This window comes from Aliiroseovarius conchicola, assembly GCF_041403445.1.
GTDB classification, from domain to species: domain Bacteria; phylum Pseudomonadota; class Alphaproteobacteria; order Rhodobacterales; family Rhodobacteraceae; genus Aliiroseovarius; species Aliiroseovarius conchicola.
Map to the genome: position 1 here is coordinate 44,843 of NZ_JBGEHL010000010.1, position 17,042 is coordinate 61,884.

Consider the following 17,042-nt stretch of genomic DNA (forward strand, 5'->3'; position numbering starts at 1 on the left):
TTGGATGTGAATAAACCCTCGCGTGTGACCTAACCCAACACAGCCCCCCTGACAACATCCGAGTTTGCGCCCCTGCTGAGCCCCATCCACCACGTGGGCGACCGCAGACGTCCAACCTGTACCCGAATTGTTTGCCAATGCCGCTGATGCACGTTATCTGCAAAAAAGTCCAACAGCGCGAGTTCAACCGAAAATGTCCTCATCCCCACATGTCACCATCCTTCTGGCGACATATAACGGCGCACTCAATCTGGCCGAGCAGCTTAACAGCATCGAAAACCAGACTTATCGAAACTGGTCCATATTGATCAGTGACGACGGATCGACCGATGACACGCGCGCTATTGCAAATCAATTTGCGGATAAAGGGCATAAGGTGACCGTGTTGGACGGCCCCCAGAACGGAGCCGCTGCGAATTTCATGTCCCTGATCGAGCGGCTTCCTAACCATGCCGTCGCAAACAGCTGGGCTGCATTTTGTGATCAAGATGATGTCTGGCTACCTAAGAAGCTTGAACGCGCGGTCACCATGCTCAAGGCGGCCGACCCGGGCCGCCCTGCCCTTTTCTGCAGCCGCACTCTGATCACGGATGAGGCACTGGAGGGGCGACGCCTTTCCGCCCCTCGCCCACGCCCGCTTGGGTTTCGAAATGCACTGGTCCAGAACGTCGCTGCCGGCAACACCATCGTCCTTAACCAACCCGGCGCGCATCTGTTGGCGGGCGCAGCACACGAGGCAAACGAGGTCGTAATACACGACTGGTGGGCGTATCAGATTATGTCGGGTGCCGGGGGCCAGCTTATCCATGACGATGAGCCCGCGCTTCTTTACCGTCAACATCAGGTCAATCAAATCGGTGCAAATGACAGCAAACGGGCAAAAGCCAAACGCATTGCGATGTTGCTGAGCGGCACCTACACGAAATGGAACAAGATTAACGTTGCCGCGATGCGGTGCTCGGCCCACAGGTTCTCCGACGAAAATCGGGGCGTTCTTGAGGACTTCGCCAGTTTGCATGATTTGCCCCTCCTTCAGCGTTTGCGCTGCCTCTCTCGTCTCGGGTTGTATCGTCAGACCAACGCCAGCACTGCGGCTTTGTGGTTCGCGACCTTCACGCGACGCATTTGAAGAAACGCACACCCCGCCGCTATGGCAAGGGGCATTAAGACCGCGTTCACTTGTTAATTATAAACTGTAAGTGCTTTAGCCCACCGAAGGGCGCAATTTTCAAGTCATCCTTAAGACTTCCACCTCAAATTCAACCTCGCAACATCGTTTGCATGGGTGAAAATTGGGGGTTGTGGTGACCAGTTTTGGGTTTACCGGGGTCATTTCTGGCCCGGGTCTGGAGTATACGGCAAACATAACAGATATGGCGGTCGCGAATATCGGCAGCGGCATCTATCTATATACGACCTCGGGCGCGGGTGGCGGCGCGATGGTCTTTTCTGTGACATCGGCGGCTATCCCGAGTCTGACAGCTCAGCACGGCTATACTTTCACCGAAATGTCGTCCCCCCACGCAGCGATTTCGTTTCTAAACTATTCTGGTCAGTCCAACTTCGTCGCTTATGGTCGATATGACTGGACACTCGACGGGATCGCGATCGGGGCTGACGGCTCGTTCGGTGCGACGACTGCCCTGAATTGGGGGACTGGTGGCTACGGCTTTTTGTCTGCCGTCATCGCAACTGAAATCGACGGCACTACACATGTGTACGGCGCAAACGCCCGTAGCAACGGGTTCAATCACTACACGATTGATGCAACCAACACGTTCAGCCTTGTAGAGACCTATAGCTCCGGCGGCGCGAACCCATCGGCCGACATCGTCGACATGCTCACCATTGGCCTAGACGGTCAAACCATACTCGTCGCCGCATGTCAGACCACGAATTGTATTAAAAGCTATCTGCTGGATTCGACCGGCACCCCCACAGAGGTAACGAGTTTCAGCGCAGATGCCTATCTACCGGTCGCGGCTCCCAACGCGCTCGTCGCAGGACAGGTCGCCGGACAACAATATGTTGTGCTCGCAAGCGCCGGAACCTCATCCCTTACAGTTTTGGAAGTGCATAGTGACGGCACAATGAAGCCAGTCGATCACGTAATCGACAGCTTGATGACACGATTTTCAAGTGTAACGGAGCTTGCCTCGGTGCAGGTTGGTGATCGACTATACGTCGTGGCGGGTGGCGCAGACGATGGTCTTTCCCTTTTTGTTGTCGCGCCGAACGGCCAATTGGTGCTTCTTGATACTGTATATGACACCCACAACACTTCGCTACAGAATATCTCGGCGCTGTCTGCGGCCTATGTCGACGGCGACATCCGTGTCTTTGCGAGCAGCGAGACCGAGGCCGGGATCACAAGCTTCGAGATTGACCTTGGCCCCATTGGGCAAACAGAACTGAGGGGCGGTGGCGGTGGCCCAACCACCGGCACAGGGGGTAATGATATCCTTGGTGGTGCATCCGGGCACGATGTCGTCCAGGGCCTAGGCGGGGACGACATATTGTTGGATGGCGCCGGAATCGATACGCTCACCGGCGGTAGTGGAAGGGACGTGTTTGTCTTGTCGGCGGACGACATGGTCGACACAATCACTGATTTCGACCCCGGTGTGGATCGCATTGATCTGTCGGGGTATTTCATGCTTTACGACGCCCGTCAGATCAGCGTGCAGTCAGCCTCTTGGGGCGCGACCCTGACCTATCGGAACGAGGTCCTGCATGTCCACCGGGCGGGCGGCGGATCGCTTGATGCATCTCACTTTACCACGGCTGATTTGTTGGCGCTCAATCGGCCACCAAGCGGTTTCCGCCATATCCCCGAAGTTGTAAACGGCACCGAGAACGCGGACATCCTGCAGGGCGATGAGGGCACGGAAACCTTTAACGGCATGGGCGGCGACGATCTGATGCTGTCATCGCTAGGAGCAGACATCTACAACGGAGGGGACGGTCAAGATACGGTCTCATTTGCCAACGCAACCGAAAGTGTGTTGGCAAATCTAACGTCAAACCAGTTTGGCGGTGCTGCAGCCGGAGACGTCCTGAACTCTATCGAGAACCTCGCTGGTTCAGATTACAGCGATACACTCGGTGGGACCGACGCGGCAAATGTGATCAACGGCAACAACGGCAATGACACAATATTCGGATACGGGGGCGACGACGTACTGAACGGTGGCGGTGGGAATGACATCTTCCATGGCGGCGCAGGGGCTGACCACATGGCAGGCGGAAACGGCAACGACACCGCATCCTACGCGCTGTCAGGCCAAGCTGTTCAGGTCTCCCTGACCACGGGCGAAACGTCCGGAGGCGCAGCCGGGGATACGCTCACCAGCGTCGAAAGTCTTGACGGTTCAAACTTCGGCGATGTTCTAGTGGGCAATGCCACCGGCAACACCATTCACGGCAGAGCGGGCAACGACCTGATCGAGGGACACAATGGGGCCGACAAGCTTTACGGTGGAAATGGCAATGATCTTATCGAAGGGGGAACCGGCAACGATCTCATCAAAGGCGGTGACGGGAACGATGAACTCGATGGCGGTGACGGCGCCGATATCCTGGACGGCGGAAGTGGCCAGGACAGCGCGACGTATAGAAAGGCCAGCCAAGGCGCAAATGTCCATCTTGGGACGGGGCTCACGTCGGGCGCCGCGCAGGGCGACAGCTTCACATCAATCGAAACCCTGATCGGCAGCTCGTTTGCCGACACCTTCAGCGGAAACGATGCCGCTAACCTGCTGCGCGGCTGGGAGGGCGACGACTCGCTTGACGGTGGCGGGGGGAATGACCGGTTGGAAGGCGGCGCCGGCGATGACCACATAAACGGCGGTGCCGGAAACGATGCTTTGTTCGGCGAAAGTGGTGACGATCACTTCCACCACAGTCAGGGCTTTGACCACTATTCCGGCGGTACGGGCTTGGACACGGTCGACTATTCGACGGCGACGTGGCGGGTCACTGTCAATCTTGTATCAAGGCAAGGTGGACATGCAGGCCACGGGGACAGTTATCACTCGATCGAGTCGGTGATTGGGGGTGCTGGCAACGACGATTTCACCGGGACCTACGGTGATGATCGCCTCGCCGGGAATGGTGGCAATGATCTGATCAAGGGCAATTGGGGCAACGATATACTGTATGGCGACGCCGGTCACGACTTCCTGCTGGGGGGCGTTGGCCACGACGTCCTTTACGGCGGCGCAGCGTCAGACACATTGTGGGGTCAATCTGGCAATGACACGCTTGACGGAGGTCCAGGCGGCGACGTCCTTGACGGTGGAGCGGGTCGGGATACCGTCAGCTATGCAAGCTTTACGCAGGCCGTCGGAGTCGACCTTTCCAACAATTATACATGGGGTGCGGCCAAGCACGACCGGATCAGTTCGTTTGAAAATATTACGGGCAGCAGCAGCGGCGATCAGCTTTATGGCGACGGGATCGCAAACGCTATTTTTGGCGGAGCGGGCAATGATCTACTTTACGGCCGTCGCGGCGCCGACATGCTGTTTGGTCAGGATGGCAACGATACCCTTCGCGCGGGACCAGGTGGAGAACTCTTCGCGGGAGGCACTGGCTTCGACACAGTCGTCATGACTTGGAATGCTGCGCCTGCCTATGTGTGGCTTACCGACGGGGTAGGCGCAGGGAGCATGGCGGGGGACCGGTTCCACAGCATCGAAAACCTGCTTGGATCCCGTTACAACGATCAGCTCAACGGTGACAGTCAGTCCAACCAGTTTTTTGGGTCGTGGGGCAATGACATTATGCGTGGCTACGACGGCGACGACTTCTTGTTTGGCGAAGGTGGCGGTGACTGGTTATTTGGCAACGACGGAAATGATTATCTGAATGGTGGTCCCGGTACGGACCGGTTGTTCGGCGGCTCTGGAAACGACACCTATATCGGCGGCAGCGATGCCGACCATTTTGTCTATGTCGATGGAATGGACAACATACGTGATTTCGACCCCCGCAGTGATCGAGTTCAAGTCCATGCGGCGAGCTTGGATACAGATTACATATCCGATCAAGACATCCTTAGTTTCGGCGAAGTCACATCAGAGGGCGCATACTTTGATTTTGGAAACGGTGACACGCTTCTGATAGACGGCATCGTCGACTTGGGGCAGCTCGAAGACTCGCTCCTGTGGATCTAGCCACTTAAATACGTTGCTGATCGGAATCTTGTGGGACCTCGGAGGCCATGCCAAACTATCTCGTCCGATCCTGACCGAACTTCAGGCGGCCATCCTAGGACCTCACTTGTGGCCGCCGCGCCACATTATTACTCCTGGCGACCTATTCACGTAATATTTATTCACTGCGTTGCGTTAATTTCTGTTAATGTAGTCTTACCGAAAGGTCTCTGGTGGGGAAACTGGTGCGTCAATTAGTGGCGCGAACCTCAGTATCTGGAGTGGGGAAATGATTGATAAAACAAAGAATAAACAGATTAAAACACCGAAACGTGTCGTTCGTTATCTTCGACAACAAACACCGCCGAAAACTGACAGAACGAAGACCGAGGAACCCGAGACACCCGCTGTGGTGTTCACGGACTGGGCCAGTATCTGACGGGTTTTAACCTGCGGACAACACGTTTAGCTTAGGGTCATGACTGATCCTGTTTCGTCCATACGCAATCTTGGACCGGCGTCGGATATTTCCTTCGCTCGTGCCGGTATCCGCTCGGCGGATGAGTTGCGAGAGATGGGCGCCGATGAAGCTTATCGCCGCCTTCTGGCTGCGGGCTCTCGTCCACATTTCATCGGATATTACGCCATGGTCATGGGGCTGCAGGGCCGCCCGTGGAATGACTGCAAAGGCAAAGAGAAGGACGAGTTGCGCGCGCGCTTTGATGCGATCAAGTCCGAGGCCAGCGCGAACACCCCCCTAAAAGACAAGATGGAAGCGATCTTGGATGAGATTGGGGTGCGATCAAGATAGTTTGGTGGCATCAATCAATCCGTCAGTATGTATGGACAAACATCTCACGCCCAACCCTAACCGGCTTCCCTAGCGATGCAGAAAGGCTTACCACTTTTTTGGCTCTGATGGCATCGTTCATATTTTTAAAACTACATGGGTAAATCGTGAGACCGCCTTCAACTAAAACAGGATTCCCAGGTTCAAAGGGCTCCATTCGGAATTTCTCGTTCTTTGTGAATGCGTTGTCGTAGACACCCGACCTTACAATTGTTTGATAGGAGCTTAGCCGATATGGCCCTGACGGAGGTCGCTCCTGTGACCAGAGTGGTAAATCTTCCAATTTGGTGGTGCTTCGGCGAGTATCAGGATTGGGGGGCGGTAACTCGGGGCCGTAAAATATGTGCTTCTTTGAAGACGCATCCCGAAGATTAACAAACATTGCATACTCGACCGACTGCGTGGTGCAAAACTCCGCAGCGTCTGGATTTTTCAGTTCCATCTCAAATCCAGCACCGTCTTCGTCGGTGCCAACGTAACGATGGATGATCAACTCAATGTTTCTTACGTCTTCCTTAAAAGTCAGCACTTTATTCGTGAGTGATACATCTTTGCAGGAAGCAAGCAATGACAAGGCAACTGAGCCAATGACAACCAACTTCGGAACTACTTGCTTCAATTGAAATCACCTCTAGGTATTCGCCACAATCAAGCTAACGGTAATATCGAAAAGGTAAAGAAAAAGGCCGCCCGAGTTCCCTCGAACGGCCTTCCGTCATCCTAACAGCTAAGCTTAGCCGACCAGTTCAAGACCCGAGAAGAAGAATGCGATTTCTTCTGCGGCTGTTTCTGGTGCGTCTGAACCGTGGACCGAGTTTTCGCCAATCGAAAGAGCGAACTCTTTACGGATGGTGCCTTCGGCAGCGTCAGCTGGGTTGGTTGCGCCCATAACTTCGCGGTTTTTCGCAATGGCGTCTTCGCCTTCCAGAACCTGAACAACAATTGGCTCAGAGATCATGAATTCGCACAGTTCGCCGAAGAAGGGGCGCTCGGCGTGTACGCCGTAGAACTGCTGTGCTTGTGCCAGGGTCAGCTGGATGCGCTTGGAGGCGACGATGCGCAGACCAGCTTCTTCGAACTTGGCCGCGATTTTGCCGGTCAGGTTGCGTTTGGTGGCATCGGGTTTGATGATCGAGAAAGTGCGTTGAATGGCCATGTCGGTCCCTTTTGCTTTTGAGGCAGCGGGACCCCTGCCCCGATGCACGTGTGATTTGCCGCCCCCGTAACATGGGATCGGCGTTTTGAAAAGCGGCGATTGACGCCCCCTCAATGCTCAGGCACATGGTGGCCATGCTTAGAATTTCAGACATCACATATTCCATCTCTGGTCGCACCTTGGTCGAAAACGCTTCGGTGACCATTCCGACAGGCCACAAAGTGGGTCTGGTGGGGCGCAATGGCTCTGGCAAAACCACGTTGTTCAAGATCATTCGCGGCGAGATGGTGCTGGACACCGGCTCGGTATCATTGCCCAAGGGCTGGAAAATCGGCGGGGTCAGCCAAGAGGTGCCCGGCAACGAGGTGTCACTGATCGACACGGTCTTGCGCGCGGACACGGAACGCGAAGCCTTGATGCAGGAAGCTGAGACCGCCACCGATCCGACCCGCATCGCCGAGGTTCAGACCCGCCTGTCTGACATTGACGCTTGGTCGGCCGAGGCGCGCGCAGCCTCGATCCTGAAGGGGTTGGGCTTTACTCATGACGAACAGCAAATGCCCTGCTCGGCGTTTTCGGGCGGGTGGCGGATGCGGGTGGCTTTGGCGGCGGTGCTGTTTTCCGAGCCTGACCTTCTGTTGCTGGACGAGCCGACCAACTATCTGGACCTTGAAGGTGCGTTGTGGCTTGAGGCCTATCTGGTCAAATACCCCCACACGGTCCTGATCGTTTCGCACGACCGCGAACTGTTGAACCGCTCGGTTGGTGGTATTCTACACCTCGAAGACAAGGGGCTGATTTACTACACCGGCACCTATGACATGTTTGCCAAGCAGCGCGCACAGAAACGGGCTCTGATGGCGTCAGCAGCGAAGAAGCAAGACGCGAAACGCGAGCATTTACAAGCATTTGTGAACCGTTTTAAAGCCAAAGCCTCCAAGGCCAAGCAAGCCCAGTCACGTGTGAAGGCGCTAGAGAAAATGGAAACCATTCGCGCGCCAGAAGATGCCGCGCGTACCGTGTTCACCTTCCCAAAGCCCGAGGAATTGTCGCCGCCCATTATCGCCACAGAAAAGGCGGCTGTGGGCTATGGCGAGACCGTCGTTTTGCGCAATCTGAACCTTCGTATTGATCAAGACGACCGGATCGCACTGTTGGGGCGCAATGGTGAAGGAAAATCCACGCTATCGAAGCTTTTGTCGGGCCGACTGGACCTGATGGAGGGCAACATGGTGTCCTCGAACAAGCTGCGCATCGGGTTCTTTGCCCAGCATCAGGTGGACGAGCTTTATGTCGACGAAACGCCCCTGCAACACCTGATGCGCGAACGTGCGGCCGAGGGCCAGGCGAAGCTGCGCGCGCGACTGGCAAGTTTTGGTCTTGGGCCAGATCAGGCGGACACTGAGGTCGGGCGGCTGTCTGGCGGTCAGAAGGCGCGCCTGTCGCTGCTGCTCGCCACACTGCCCGCCCCGCACTTGCTGATCCTCGATGAGCCGACCAACCACTTGGACATTGAAAGCCGCGAGGCTTTGGTCGAAGCGCTGACCACCTATAGCGGTGCCGTAATTTTGGTCAGCCACGACATGCATTTGCTGTCCATGGTGGCGGATCGTTTGTGGCTGGTGAAAAACGGGCATGTCGACCCGTACGAGGAAGACCTGCAAACCTATCGCAAGATGCTTTTGTCCTCGGACGAGGATAAGAAGCCCGCCAAGGTTAAGGCACCGAAGCCCAAGCCAAAACGCGCGGATCGCGATACGATCCTTGCCCTGCGCGCAGAGCTGCGCAAAGCCGAGGCGCGGGTCCAGAAACTGGAAGAAATGCGCGACAAGTTGGACAAGAAACTAGGCGATCCAGAGCTTTATGAGCCTGAACGCAAAGACGAGGTTATCGTCTGGCAGCGCAAGCATGCCGAGGTGCATCAAGGCTTGGAACGCGCCGAGGAAATGTGGCTGCGCGCACAGGAAAAACTTGAAAGAGCAGAGGGTTAAGAATGGAACTTGATCTGTTCATTCCAGCCTTCGTCACGTTATTTGTCGTCATGGACCCTATCGGATTGTCACCGATGTTCATGGCCCTGACCCAGGGCATGGCCGAAAACAAGCGCCGGGCGATCGCCATACGCGCCTGCGCCATTGCCGGTGTCATTCTTACCCTGTTTGCGTTCTTAGGCGAAAGCGTTCTGGGTTTCCTTGGTATCTCAATGGCGGCGTTTCGGATTTCCGGAGGTATCCTGCTGCTTCTGACCGCGCTTGATATGTTGTTTGAGCGGCGCACCAAACGGCGCAAAGATCAGACCGAGGAAGGTGTGGACAGCGACGATGACCCGTCGGTCTTTCCGCTTGCGATGCCGTTGATCGCCGGGCCTGGGTCAATCACAGCCGTCATCTTGTTGTCGGGTCAGGGCGAAGGCTTCTCGGGTGTCGGGCTGGCGATGACGGTGATGGTATTGGTCTTGCTGATCGCACTTATTCTGTTCATCGCGTCCTCGTTTCTAGAACGCCTATTGCGCGAAACGGGGATCAAAGTCGTCACACGTATTCTTGGCATGCTTCTGTCCGCACTGGCCGTGCAATTCGTGCTGGAAGGACTGCGCGACTTCGGCCTGATGGGATAACGTGCGTGCATGGCGGGTGACAAAAACCCACACCGTTCCTATATCAGATCGATGAACAGTAATCGGAGACCGCAATGACCGGCGACGACTATGGCCGCATTTTGTATCTGGCGCTGCTTTTGGTGGCGGTGGGCGGATATTTCGTTGCCGAAAGCCGTCAGAACCTAGGACAGACCGTGCGTCATGCGCTGATCTGGGTGCTGATTTTCGTGGGCGCGCTGGCAGGTATCGGGCTTTGGCAGGACATTCGCGATGACATCGTCCCACGCCAAAGCATTGTGCAAGAAACGGGCCAGATCACCCTACCGCGTGCCGAGGACGGCCATTTCTACGCGACCATCACGATGAACGGGGAGCCTGTCGAATTTGTGGTTGATACCGGCGCCAGCCAGATCGTGCTGACCAAAGAAGACGCAGCACGGATCGGGGTCGACATGGATCGATTGCAATATTTTGGCCGCGCCATGAGCGCCAATGGTGTCGTGCGCACCGCCCCCGCGATCATTGATGAGGTTGACCTATTGGGCGTCGGTGATCGTCAGGTCGAGGTTTGGGTGAATGGCGGTGACATGCCGGGGTCCCTGCTTGGCAACGACTATCTACAGCGCTTCCACAAGATCGAGATTGGCCGCGACGAACTGGTTTTGACACGGTAAGCAGCGCTGGCGTGCCGGGGCTTACTGTCAGGCAGAGCTTGCCTTCATCGCCCATGGGCCGTCTTCCTGGCTCCAGTATTTGGCGACGCATCCTGCCGCCACGACCGACTTCCATTGCGCACGCGCATGCGCCACAGCATCTGCATCATTTCCATCAAACAGCACCGACACGCGGGTTAGGCCCGTCATGTCGGCTTCGTTCACCTCGGCTCCGTCAACTGAAATTAGGGCGTTTGGAATGTTAAGCGCCTCGGTGGATGTGGTCAGCAATATGGGTTGATCCGCGTCATGGGCACCACCAGCAAGCCCATGCGGTAGAAACCCTTCTTCCGCACCGGTCCATAGAATTTCGTCAAGGCGCTGAAGACGTTCGATATTTTGCCCTCGGACGCAGACCCTCCAGCCCGCGTCCAGAGATTTTTGCAACAAGATCGGCAACGTACCCTCAAGCGGGGTGCGGGTCATATGGTAGAAAAAGACCTCTGCGCCTTTTTCCGACACATCCCGCCCGCTTTCGGGTTCGCTTGCCGCCTCGGACATAGGTTTAGACCTCGTACATATCCTGAACCAGACGGTTCAACGTCAGCACACCCCAACCGGTTGCGCCCTTTGGTGCCAGCGGACCATCCTGCGCCACTTGTGCGGTGCCGGCGATATCAAGGTGAATCCAAGGCTGATCTTCCTTGACGAAACGGCCAAGGAACTGGGCGGCCGTCACAGAGCCAGCCGCGCGGCCACCGACGTTTTTCATGTCGGCCTTGTGGGACTTGATCAGTTGATCATAGCCCGGACCCATGGGCATACGCCATGCGCCCTCACCCTCTTCCTTGGCGGCATCCAGAAGACCATCACACAGCGCATCATTGTTAGAGAAGACGCCCGTATTTTCATGGCCCAGGCCAATAATGATCGCACCGGTCAGCGTGGCCAGGTCGATCATACCGGCTGGTTTGTATTCCTCTTGCGCGTACCACATGACATCACACAGGACGAGCCGCCCTTCGGCGTCAGTATTGATCACCTCGATCGTATCACCTTTCATCGAGGTCACGATGTCGCCAGGGCGCTGCGCCTTGCCATCGGGCATGTTTTCCACCAGACCGACAAGCCCAATCACATTGGCCTTTGCCTTACGCATGGCGAGAGTTTTCATCACCCCAGCGACGGTCCCGGCACCGCCCATATCCATGGTCATGTCTTCCATGCCAGCCGCGGGTTTGATGCTGATGCCGCCGGTATCAAAGACAACGCCTTTGCCCACAAGCGCCAGCGGGGCCACGTCTTTCTCGCCGCCCATCCATTCCATAACGACAACTTTCGAGGGGGCCTCGGACCCCTGCCCAACCGCCAGCAGCGCGCGCATACCCAGCTTTTCAAGCGCGGCCTCGTCAAGCACTTTGACCTTCAGGCCAAGGCTTTTCAGGGCAACCAAGCGGTCTGCGAACTCGGTCGTTGTCAGAACATTCGCAGGCTCGTTCACAAGGTCGCGGGTGAAGAACACGCCTTCACTTTGCGCCGCGATACGATCCGCCGCGCCGTCAAACTGGTCGACACGTGACACCATCAACCGCAGCTTGCCCGGCGCTGCGTCTTCCTTGGAGCTTTTGTGGTCATCAAACGCATAGGCCCGCAAGACCGCGCCCAAAGCCAGTTCATCGGCATATTTGACCGGACCCGCCAGCACCAGAACATCCGTATCTGTCAGCGACTTCCCGATCGCGCCCCCAGCCTTGCGTGCGACTGTGACATCCGCACGCGGAGCCAACCGAACAACCTGAACTGCCTTGGCGTTCATGCCCGTTGGGTATGCCAGATCATGTGCATCGCCATCTTTCATTGCATCGAACGCGTCGCTTTCCGCGAAACGCAACAGCGCGCCCCGCATCAGCTTGTTCACCCGCCGGGCGGCGGGGTGAAGCTTGCCGGGCTCGGACAAAACGACGGCCACGCGGCCCTCATGTTCACCGATATCATCCAGAGTTACTTCGCTAAATTCAGGCATGGTCGGGGTCGTCATCGGACATTCCTTTCAGGCAATCTTTTGCCATTCCTAGCCAGACCTGCCACGAAAGGCCAGATAGCAGTTTTCCCCGGCGTTGGGATCGGCTAGAAATTGACCCACAATATGTGGGGTTCACCGAGGGAATAATGGCCAGATTCGACCGCTATATGCTGTCACAGCTTATTTTGCTATTTGGCTTTTACGGGCTGGTGCTTGTTTTGCTGTTCTGGGTGAACCGCGCCGTGCGGCTGTTTGATCAGCTGATCGCCAACGGGCAAACCGCATTGGTGTTTTTGGAATTCTCGGCGATGATCGTTCCCGGCGTCATCGTGTTCATCATACCGATTGCATCGTTTGCAGCATCAGTTTCCGTGACCAACCGGCTAAATTCGGAAAGCGAGCTTGTCGTCGCGCAGGCCGCTGGGTTCGGTCCTTTCCGTCTGGCCCGCCCCGTGCTTGTCTTTGGCATTTTCGCCGCGGTCTTCATGTTGATACAAACTCATGTTTTGGTTCCCATGAGCCAGCTGCGTTTCGCCGAACGGCAAGCAGAAGTGGCCGAGAACATCACGGCGCGCTTTTTGACCGAAGGAAGCTTCGTACACCCTGTGGATGGAATCACGCTCTATATTCGGGAAATCAGCCCAGCGGGTGAGCTGCAGGACGTCTTTCTTTCAGACGAACGCGCCCCGGACCAGCAATTTACCTATACCGCCCGCAAAGCGCTGATCCTGCGCACCGATGCGGGGCCACGGTTGATCATGTTCGATGGATTGGCGCAGGTGCTGGATACGGATAGCCAACGTCTGTCGACCACCGGGTTCAAGAACTTCACATATGACATCTCGGCCCTGCTGTCGGGGCCGGTGATTGGCAAACGCACCGTGTCACAGATTTACACGCCCGAGCTTTTGGATCCGCCCGATGCCACCTTGGCCGAAACAGGCGAAACCCGCTCTGCATTGCGCGCTGAAGGGCATTTCCGGAATGCGCAGGCGCTCTACGCTGTGGTGACGGCGATGGCCGGATTTTCGATGCTGATCGTTGCGGGCTTCAGCCGCTTCGGGCTGTGGCGTCAGATCGTATTTGCATTGGGTGCCGTGGCCCTGTTGCAGACCTTGGACAACACGATGCTAGATCTCGCGCGCCGATCCGAAAGCAATCTATGGCTTGTGTACGTTGCCACCCTCGTTGGGGCAGTCTTCAATATTGTGGTCCTGGTGATGGCCAGTCGCCCCTCGCCGCGTGATATGCGCCGGCGCAGACGAACCTTGCGCGAGATGCGTCAATTGCCGGTCGGAGGCGCCACATGAAGCTTCATTTCTACATCGCGCGCCGGTTCCTATTCGCGTTTCTGACGATGCTCTTTGTGCTTGGCATGATTTTTGTGCTGCTTGATATGGTCGAGAGCATGCGCAAATTCGATACTGCGGCGGTCGGGTTTCAGAATATCCTCGGATTGACTTTGTTGAATGCCCCAGTCTGGATGTATCGCATTCTTCCGCTGATCGTCATCCTCTCAACGCTTTGGATGTTCCTCAGCCTATCGCGCAGCTCCGAGATGGTGGTCACGCGCGCCGCAGGTCGGTCGGCGCTATCAACATTGGTATCCCCCGCGCTTACTGTTTTCATCTTTGGTATCATCGCTGTTGCAGTCGGAAATCCAATCGCCGCGGCGACATCCAAGAAATACGAACGCATTGCCGCGCAATATGAAGGAACCGGTGGGTCGGTTTTGTCGATCTCGACCAACGGGGTGTGGCTGCGTCAGGGCAACGAGGACGGCCAGACCGTGATCCGCGCCACACGCTCGGATCTTGAGGGTACCGAGTTGACCGGTGTTACCTTTTATTCCTTCGCGCCTGATGGTCCTCCGACCGAACGTATTGATGCGACCAGCGCCCGTCTGGTGCCCGGTCAGTGGGAATTAACGAACGCCAAAGTCTGGGACCTTGATAACAGCGACAACCCAGAGACCGAGGCTCAGGCTTTTCCCATCTATGTCGTGCCGTCTAATCTGACACAGGATCAGATCCGCGACAGCTTTGGTAAACCAAGCTCGATCTCGATCTGGGATATGCCTAGTTTTATCAGACAATTGGAAGCCGCAGGGTTTTCCGCACGCTCTCACCGCGTCTGGTTCCAGATGGAGCTGGCCATGCCGGTCTTTCTGGTCGCCATGGTGCTGATCGGCGCTGGGTTCACCATGCGGCACACCCGATTTGGCCGCACTGGCGTCATGGTCTTGATGGCGTTGATGATGGGGTTTGGCGCCTATTTCATTCGGAATTTTGCACAGATTCTGGGCGAGAATGGCCAGATCCCCATTATTCTGGCAGCTTGGGTGCCCCCCCTTGCGGCGATCATGATGCCCATGGGCATACTTTTACATCTTGAGGACGGTTAATGAGTTTTTCGCGCCATCTGCGATCCGGTGTCTCGGCCCTTTGGCTGGCTCTTGCTGTTGGGTCCGGGGTCACTATTGTGGGCAGCGCTCCGGCAATGGCCCAGCAGGCCAGCTTAATTGCAGATTCCGTTCGCGTAGAAGGTGGCGGCACGCTCGTTGCGCAAGGCAATGTCGTCGTGTTCTATCAGGGCACCCGCCTGACCGCCTCGCAGGTGCGGTTTGACAGATCAAGCGATCAACTCTTCATTGAGGGGCCGATTACCATCACCCAACCGGATGGCACTGTGCTGGTCGCTCAGGCTGCCGAGTTATCCGCAGACCTGCGCAACGGTATCCTGAAAAGCGCGCGCGTGGTTCTGGACGATCAGTTGCAGATCGCAGCAGCGCAAATCAATCGCATCGACGATCGCTATACACAGATGACCCGCGTGGCGGCCTCTTCCTGCCATGTATGTAAAACCAACCCAGTGCCCCTTTGGCAAATCCGGGCAAGCCGCGTCGTGCATGATGAAAAGGCACGCCAGCTATATTTCCACGATGCCCAGTTCCGGGTCGCGGACGTGCCCGTATTTTATTTGCCGAGGTTGCGCCTGCCCGACCCAACGCTCAAACGTGCCACCGGCTTTTTGACACCCAAGATCCGTACCAGCACGACGCTTGGCTTCGGCATATCGGCCCCGTTCTTCCTGCGTCTGGGTGATCACGCTGACCTTACCCTTGCACCGTTTATCGCTTCGCAAACCACAACATTGGAACTGCGTTATCGCCAGGCCTTCAAAAGCGGAGATATCGCGTTTGAAGGCGCGATCAGCCGCGACAGTATCGAACCCGGCAAAACCCGGTTCTATGTGTTCGGCGAAGGCCAATTCGCCCTGCCCCGCGACTATACGCTCAGCTTCGAACTGCAAGAGACTTCTGACGCCACCTATCTATTGGACTACGTCTATTCCGATCAGGACAGATTGCGAAACGCGGTGAACGTCATGCGCGCACGCCGGGACGAATTCGTGTTCGGCGGAATCACCCGTTATGATACGCTGCGCGAAAGCGAGCTTCCGATTTCGGACACGCTGCCGTTCGCCCAAATCGACACGTTCTACGAACGCAGATTTTTTCCAAGCTGGACCGATGGTGAGATTCGAACCCAACTTTCATGGCAAGCGTATTTTCGTGAAAGCGACGACAGCACATTAGGCCGCGGACGCGATGTGGCGCGGCTTGGAGCTGGGGCCAGCTGGCAGCAGGACTGGGTGGGGCCCTACGGTCTGATTTTGGAGGCCGAAGCCGGCGTCGAAGCTAACATTTATTGGATTCAGCAAGACGACCAATATGACGCGCTCCAGACCTTTTCCAGCCCATCAGCCAGCGTAACGCTGCGCTGGCCCCTCTCGCGTGTCAGCGGCGCAGGCACGGTCGACATATTGGAGCCCGTGGTACAATTGGCGTGGTCCCGGCAAGTTGGCGCAGACATTCCAAATGAAGACAGTTTTTTTGTCGAATTCGATGAAGCTAACCTTTTTGACCTTTCGCGGTTTCCCGGCAATGACCGACGCGAAGATGGGTTTCGGGCAGCCGCGGGTCTAAGTTGGACCCGCTATTCACCCGCAGGCTGGGCTTTTACCCTCGGCGCTGGCCGGGTATTTCGCGAGGACGGTTTTGACCAATTCACCAATGCATCCGGTCTTTCTGGCACCTCGTCTGACTGGCTCTTGGGCGCGCATGTAAACTTCGGCGGGCGCTTTGCCTTACAAGGGCGCGCACTGGTTGATGACGGGCTTGGGGTCACAAAATCCGAAACCCGCGCTGCGTATATGACCGAAGATTTCCAAATCAGCGCCGCCCATATTTGGGTGATCGAGGACGCGGCCGAAGACCGTCCGACCCCCACCCACGAACTGCGCCTGGACGGGGCCTATTCGTTCAGCGACTATTGGCGGCTTGAACTTGACGGTAGCTTCGATCTGGAAGCCGAACAGGCCACCCGCGCCGGATTGGGGCTTCGCTATCAAAATGAATGCGTTTTTGTCGATCTTTCCCTCTCGCGTCGTTTCACTTCCTCGACTAATGTGACGCCAACGACGGATTTCGGCTTTAAGGTCGAACTGACCGGGTTCGGTGGCGCACGCAGCAGAACCTCGCACCAATGCAACGGTTAGAAACAGTTGAACGACGGGGCTTGCTAGTCCCAATTGGCCAAAATT

At 56.5% G+C, this 17,042-nt stretch carries 13 protein-coding genes; 9 read left to right on the forward strand and 4 right to left on the reverse strand.

The genetic code is table 11. The features are described 5' to 3' along the window. Nucleotides 1-193: 193 nt before the first annotated feature. From V6N04_RS14970 to V6N04_RS14980, 3 genes are all read left to right on the forward strand, one after another. Nucleotides 194-1,129, forward strand: coding sequence for a glycosyltransferase (locus V6N04_RS14970; RefSeq protein ID WP_371170998.1), 936 nt, complete (start codon nucleotides 194-196; stop codon nucleotides 1,127-1,129). A 175-nt stretch (nucleotides 1,130-1,304) separates the two neighbouring features. Further along, the gene (locus tag V6N04_RS14975) at nucleotides 1,305-5,177 is read left to right on the forward strand and encodes a hypothetical protein (protein ID WP_371170999.1); all 3,873 of its coding nucleotides are present in this window, start codon (nucleotides 1,305-1,307) and stop codon (nucleotides 5,175-5,177) included. 457 nt (nucleotides 5,178-5,634) lie between these two features. Further along, complete coding sequence (locus V6N04_RS14980; protein ID WP_371171000.1) at nucleotides 5,635-5,967, forward strand: TfoX/Sxy family DNA transformation protein; 333 nt, start codon at nucleotides 5,635-5,637, stop codon at nucleotides 5,965-5,967. A 22-nt stretch (nucleotides 5,968-5,989) separates the two neighbouring features. Here V6N04_RS14980 and V6N04_RS14985 read toward each other — a convergent pair whose 3' ends face one another. Together V6N04_RS14985 and ndk are read right to left on the reverse strand one after the other, a co-directional pair. After that, nucleotides 5,990-6,625 carry a hypothetical protein gene (locus V6N04_RS14985; protein ID WP_371171001.1) on the reverse strand — a complete coding sequence of 212 codons (636 nt, stop codon included), beginning with the start codon at nucleotides 6,623-6,625 and terminating at the stop codon, nucleotides 5,990-5,992. A gap of 114 nt (nucleotides 6,626-6,739) precedes the next feature. Further along, complete coding sequence (gene ndk, locus V6N04_RS14990; protein ID WP_260519041.1) at nucleotides 6,740-7,162, reverse strand: nucleoside-diphosphate kinase; 423 nt, start codon at nucleotides 7,160-7,162, stop codon at nucleotides 6,740-6,742. Between the two features lie 134 nt (nucleotides 7,163-7,296). On the opposite strand from ndk, the gene V6N04_RS14995 reads away from it, so the two are divergent. The 3 genes from V6N04_RS14995 (at nucleotide 7,297) to V6N04_RS15005 (ending at nucleotide 10,435) form a co-directional block, all read left to right on the forward strand. Next, nucleotides 7,297-9,153 (forward strand): ABC-F family ATP-binding cassette domain-containing protein, encoded by a 1,857-nt coding sequence (locus V6N04_RS14995; RefSeq protein ID WP_371171002.1) that lies wholly within the window; start codon nucleotides 7,297-7,299, stop codon nucleotides 9,151-9,153. Between the two features lie 2 nt (nucleotides 9,154-9,155). Continuing rightward, complete coding sequence (locus V6N04_RS15000) at nucleotides 9,156-9,779, forward strand: MarC family protein (protein WP_371171003.1); 624 nt, start codon at nucleotides 9,156-9,158, stop codon at nucleotides 9,777-9,779. A 74-nt stretch (nucleotides 9,780-9,853) separates the two neighbouring features. Continuing rightward, entirely contained in the window at nucleotides 9,854-10,435 is a 582-nt protein-coding gene (locus V6N04_RS15005) for a retropepsin-like aspartic protease family protein (protein WP_371171004.1), read from the forward strand. Between the two features lie 27 nt (nucleotides 10,436-10,462). On the opposite strand, the gene V6N04_RS15010 is transcribed toward V6N04_RS15005, so the two are convergent. After that, nucleotides 10,463-10,975 (reverse strand): DNA polymerase III subunit chi, encoded by a 513-nt coding sequence (locus V6N04_RS15010; protein ID WP_371171005.1) that lies wholly within the window; start codon nucleotides 10,973-10,975, stop codon nucleotides 10,463-10,465. A gap of 4 nt (nucleotides 10,976-10,979) precedes the next feature. Further along, nucleotides 10,980-12,452, reverse strand: coding sequence for a leucyl aminopeptidase (locus tag V6N04_RS15015; protein WP_371171006.1), 1,473 nt, complete (start codon nucleotides 12,450-12,452; stop codon nucleotides 10,980-10,982). A gap of 131 nt (nucleotides 12,453-12,583) precedes the next feature. On the opposite strand from V6N04_RS15015, the gene lptF reads away from it, so the two are divergent. Genes lptF through V6N04_RS15030 form a run of 3 tightly spaced genes read left to right on the forward strand, consistent with a single transcriptional unit; the run spans nucleotide 12,584 to nucleotide 16,997 of the window. Further along, complete coding sequence (gene lptF / locus V6N04_RS15020; protein ID WP_371171007.1) at nucleotides 12,584-13,747, forward strand: LPS export ABC transporter permease LptF; 1,164 nt, start codon at nucleotides 12,584-12,586, stop codon at nucleotides 13,745-13,747. Then, a complete protein-coding gene (lptG, locus tag V6N04_RS15025) occupies nucleotides 13,744-14,841 on the forward strand; it encodes an LPS export ABC transporter permease LptG (RefSeq protein WP_371171008.1) in 1,098 nt (365 codons plus the stop codon). The genes lptF and lptG overlap by 4 nt, the downstream gene beginning before the upstream one ends. After that, complete coding sequence (locus V6N04_RS15030) at nucleotides 14,841-16,997, forward strand: LPS-assembly protein LptD (RefSeq protein WP_371171009.1); 2,157 nt, start codon at nucleotides 14,841-14,843, stop codon at nucleotides 16,995-16,997. The genes lptG and V6N04_RS15030 overlap by 1 nt, the downstream gene beginning before the upstream one ends. Nucleotides 16,998-17,042 lie beyond the last annotated feature (45 nt).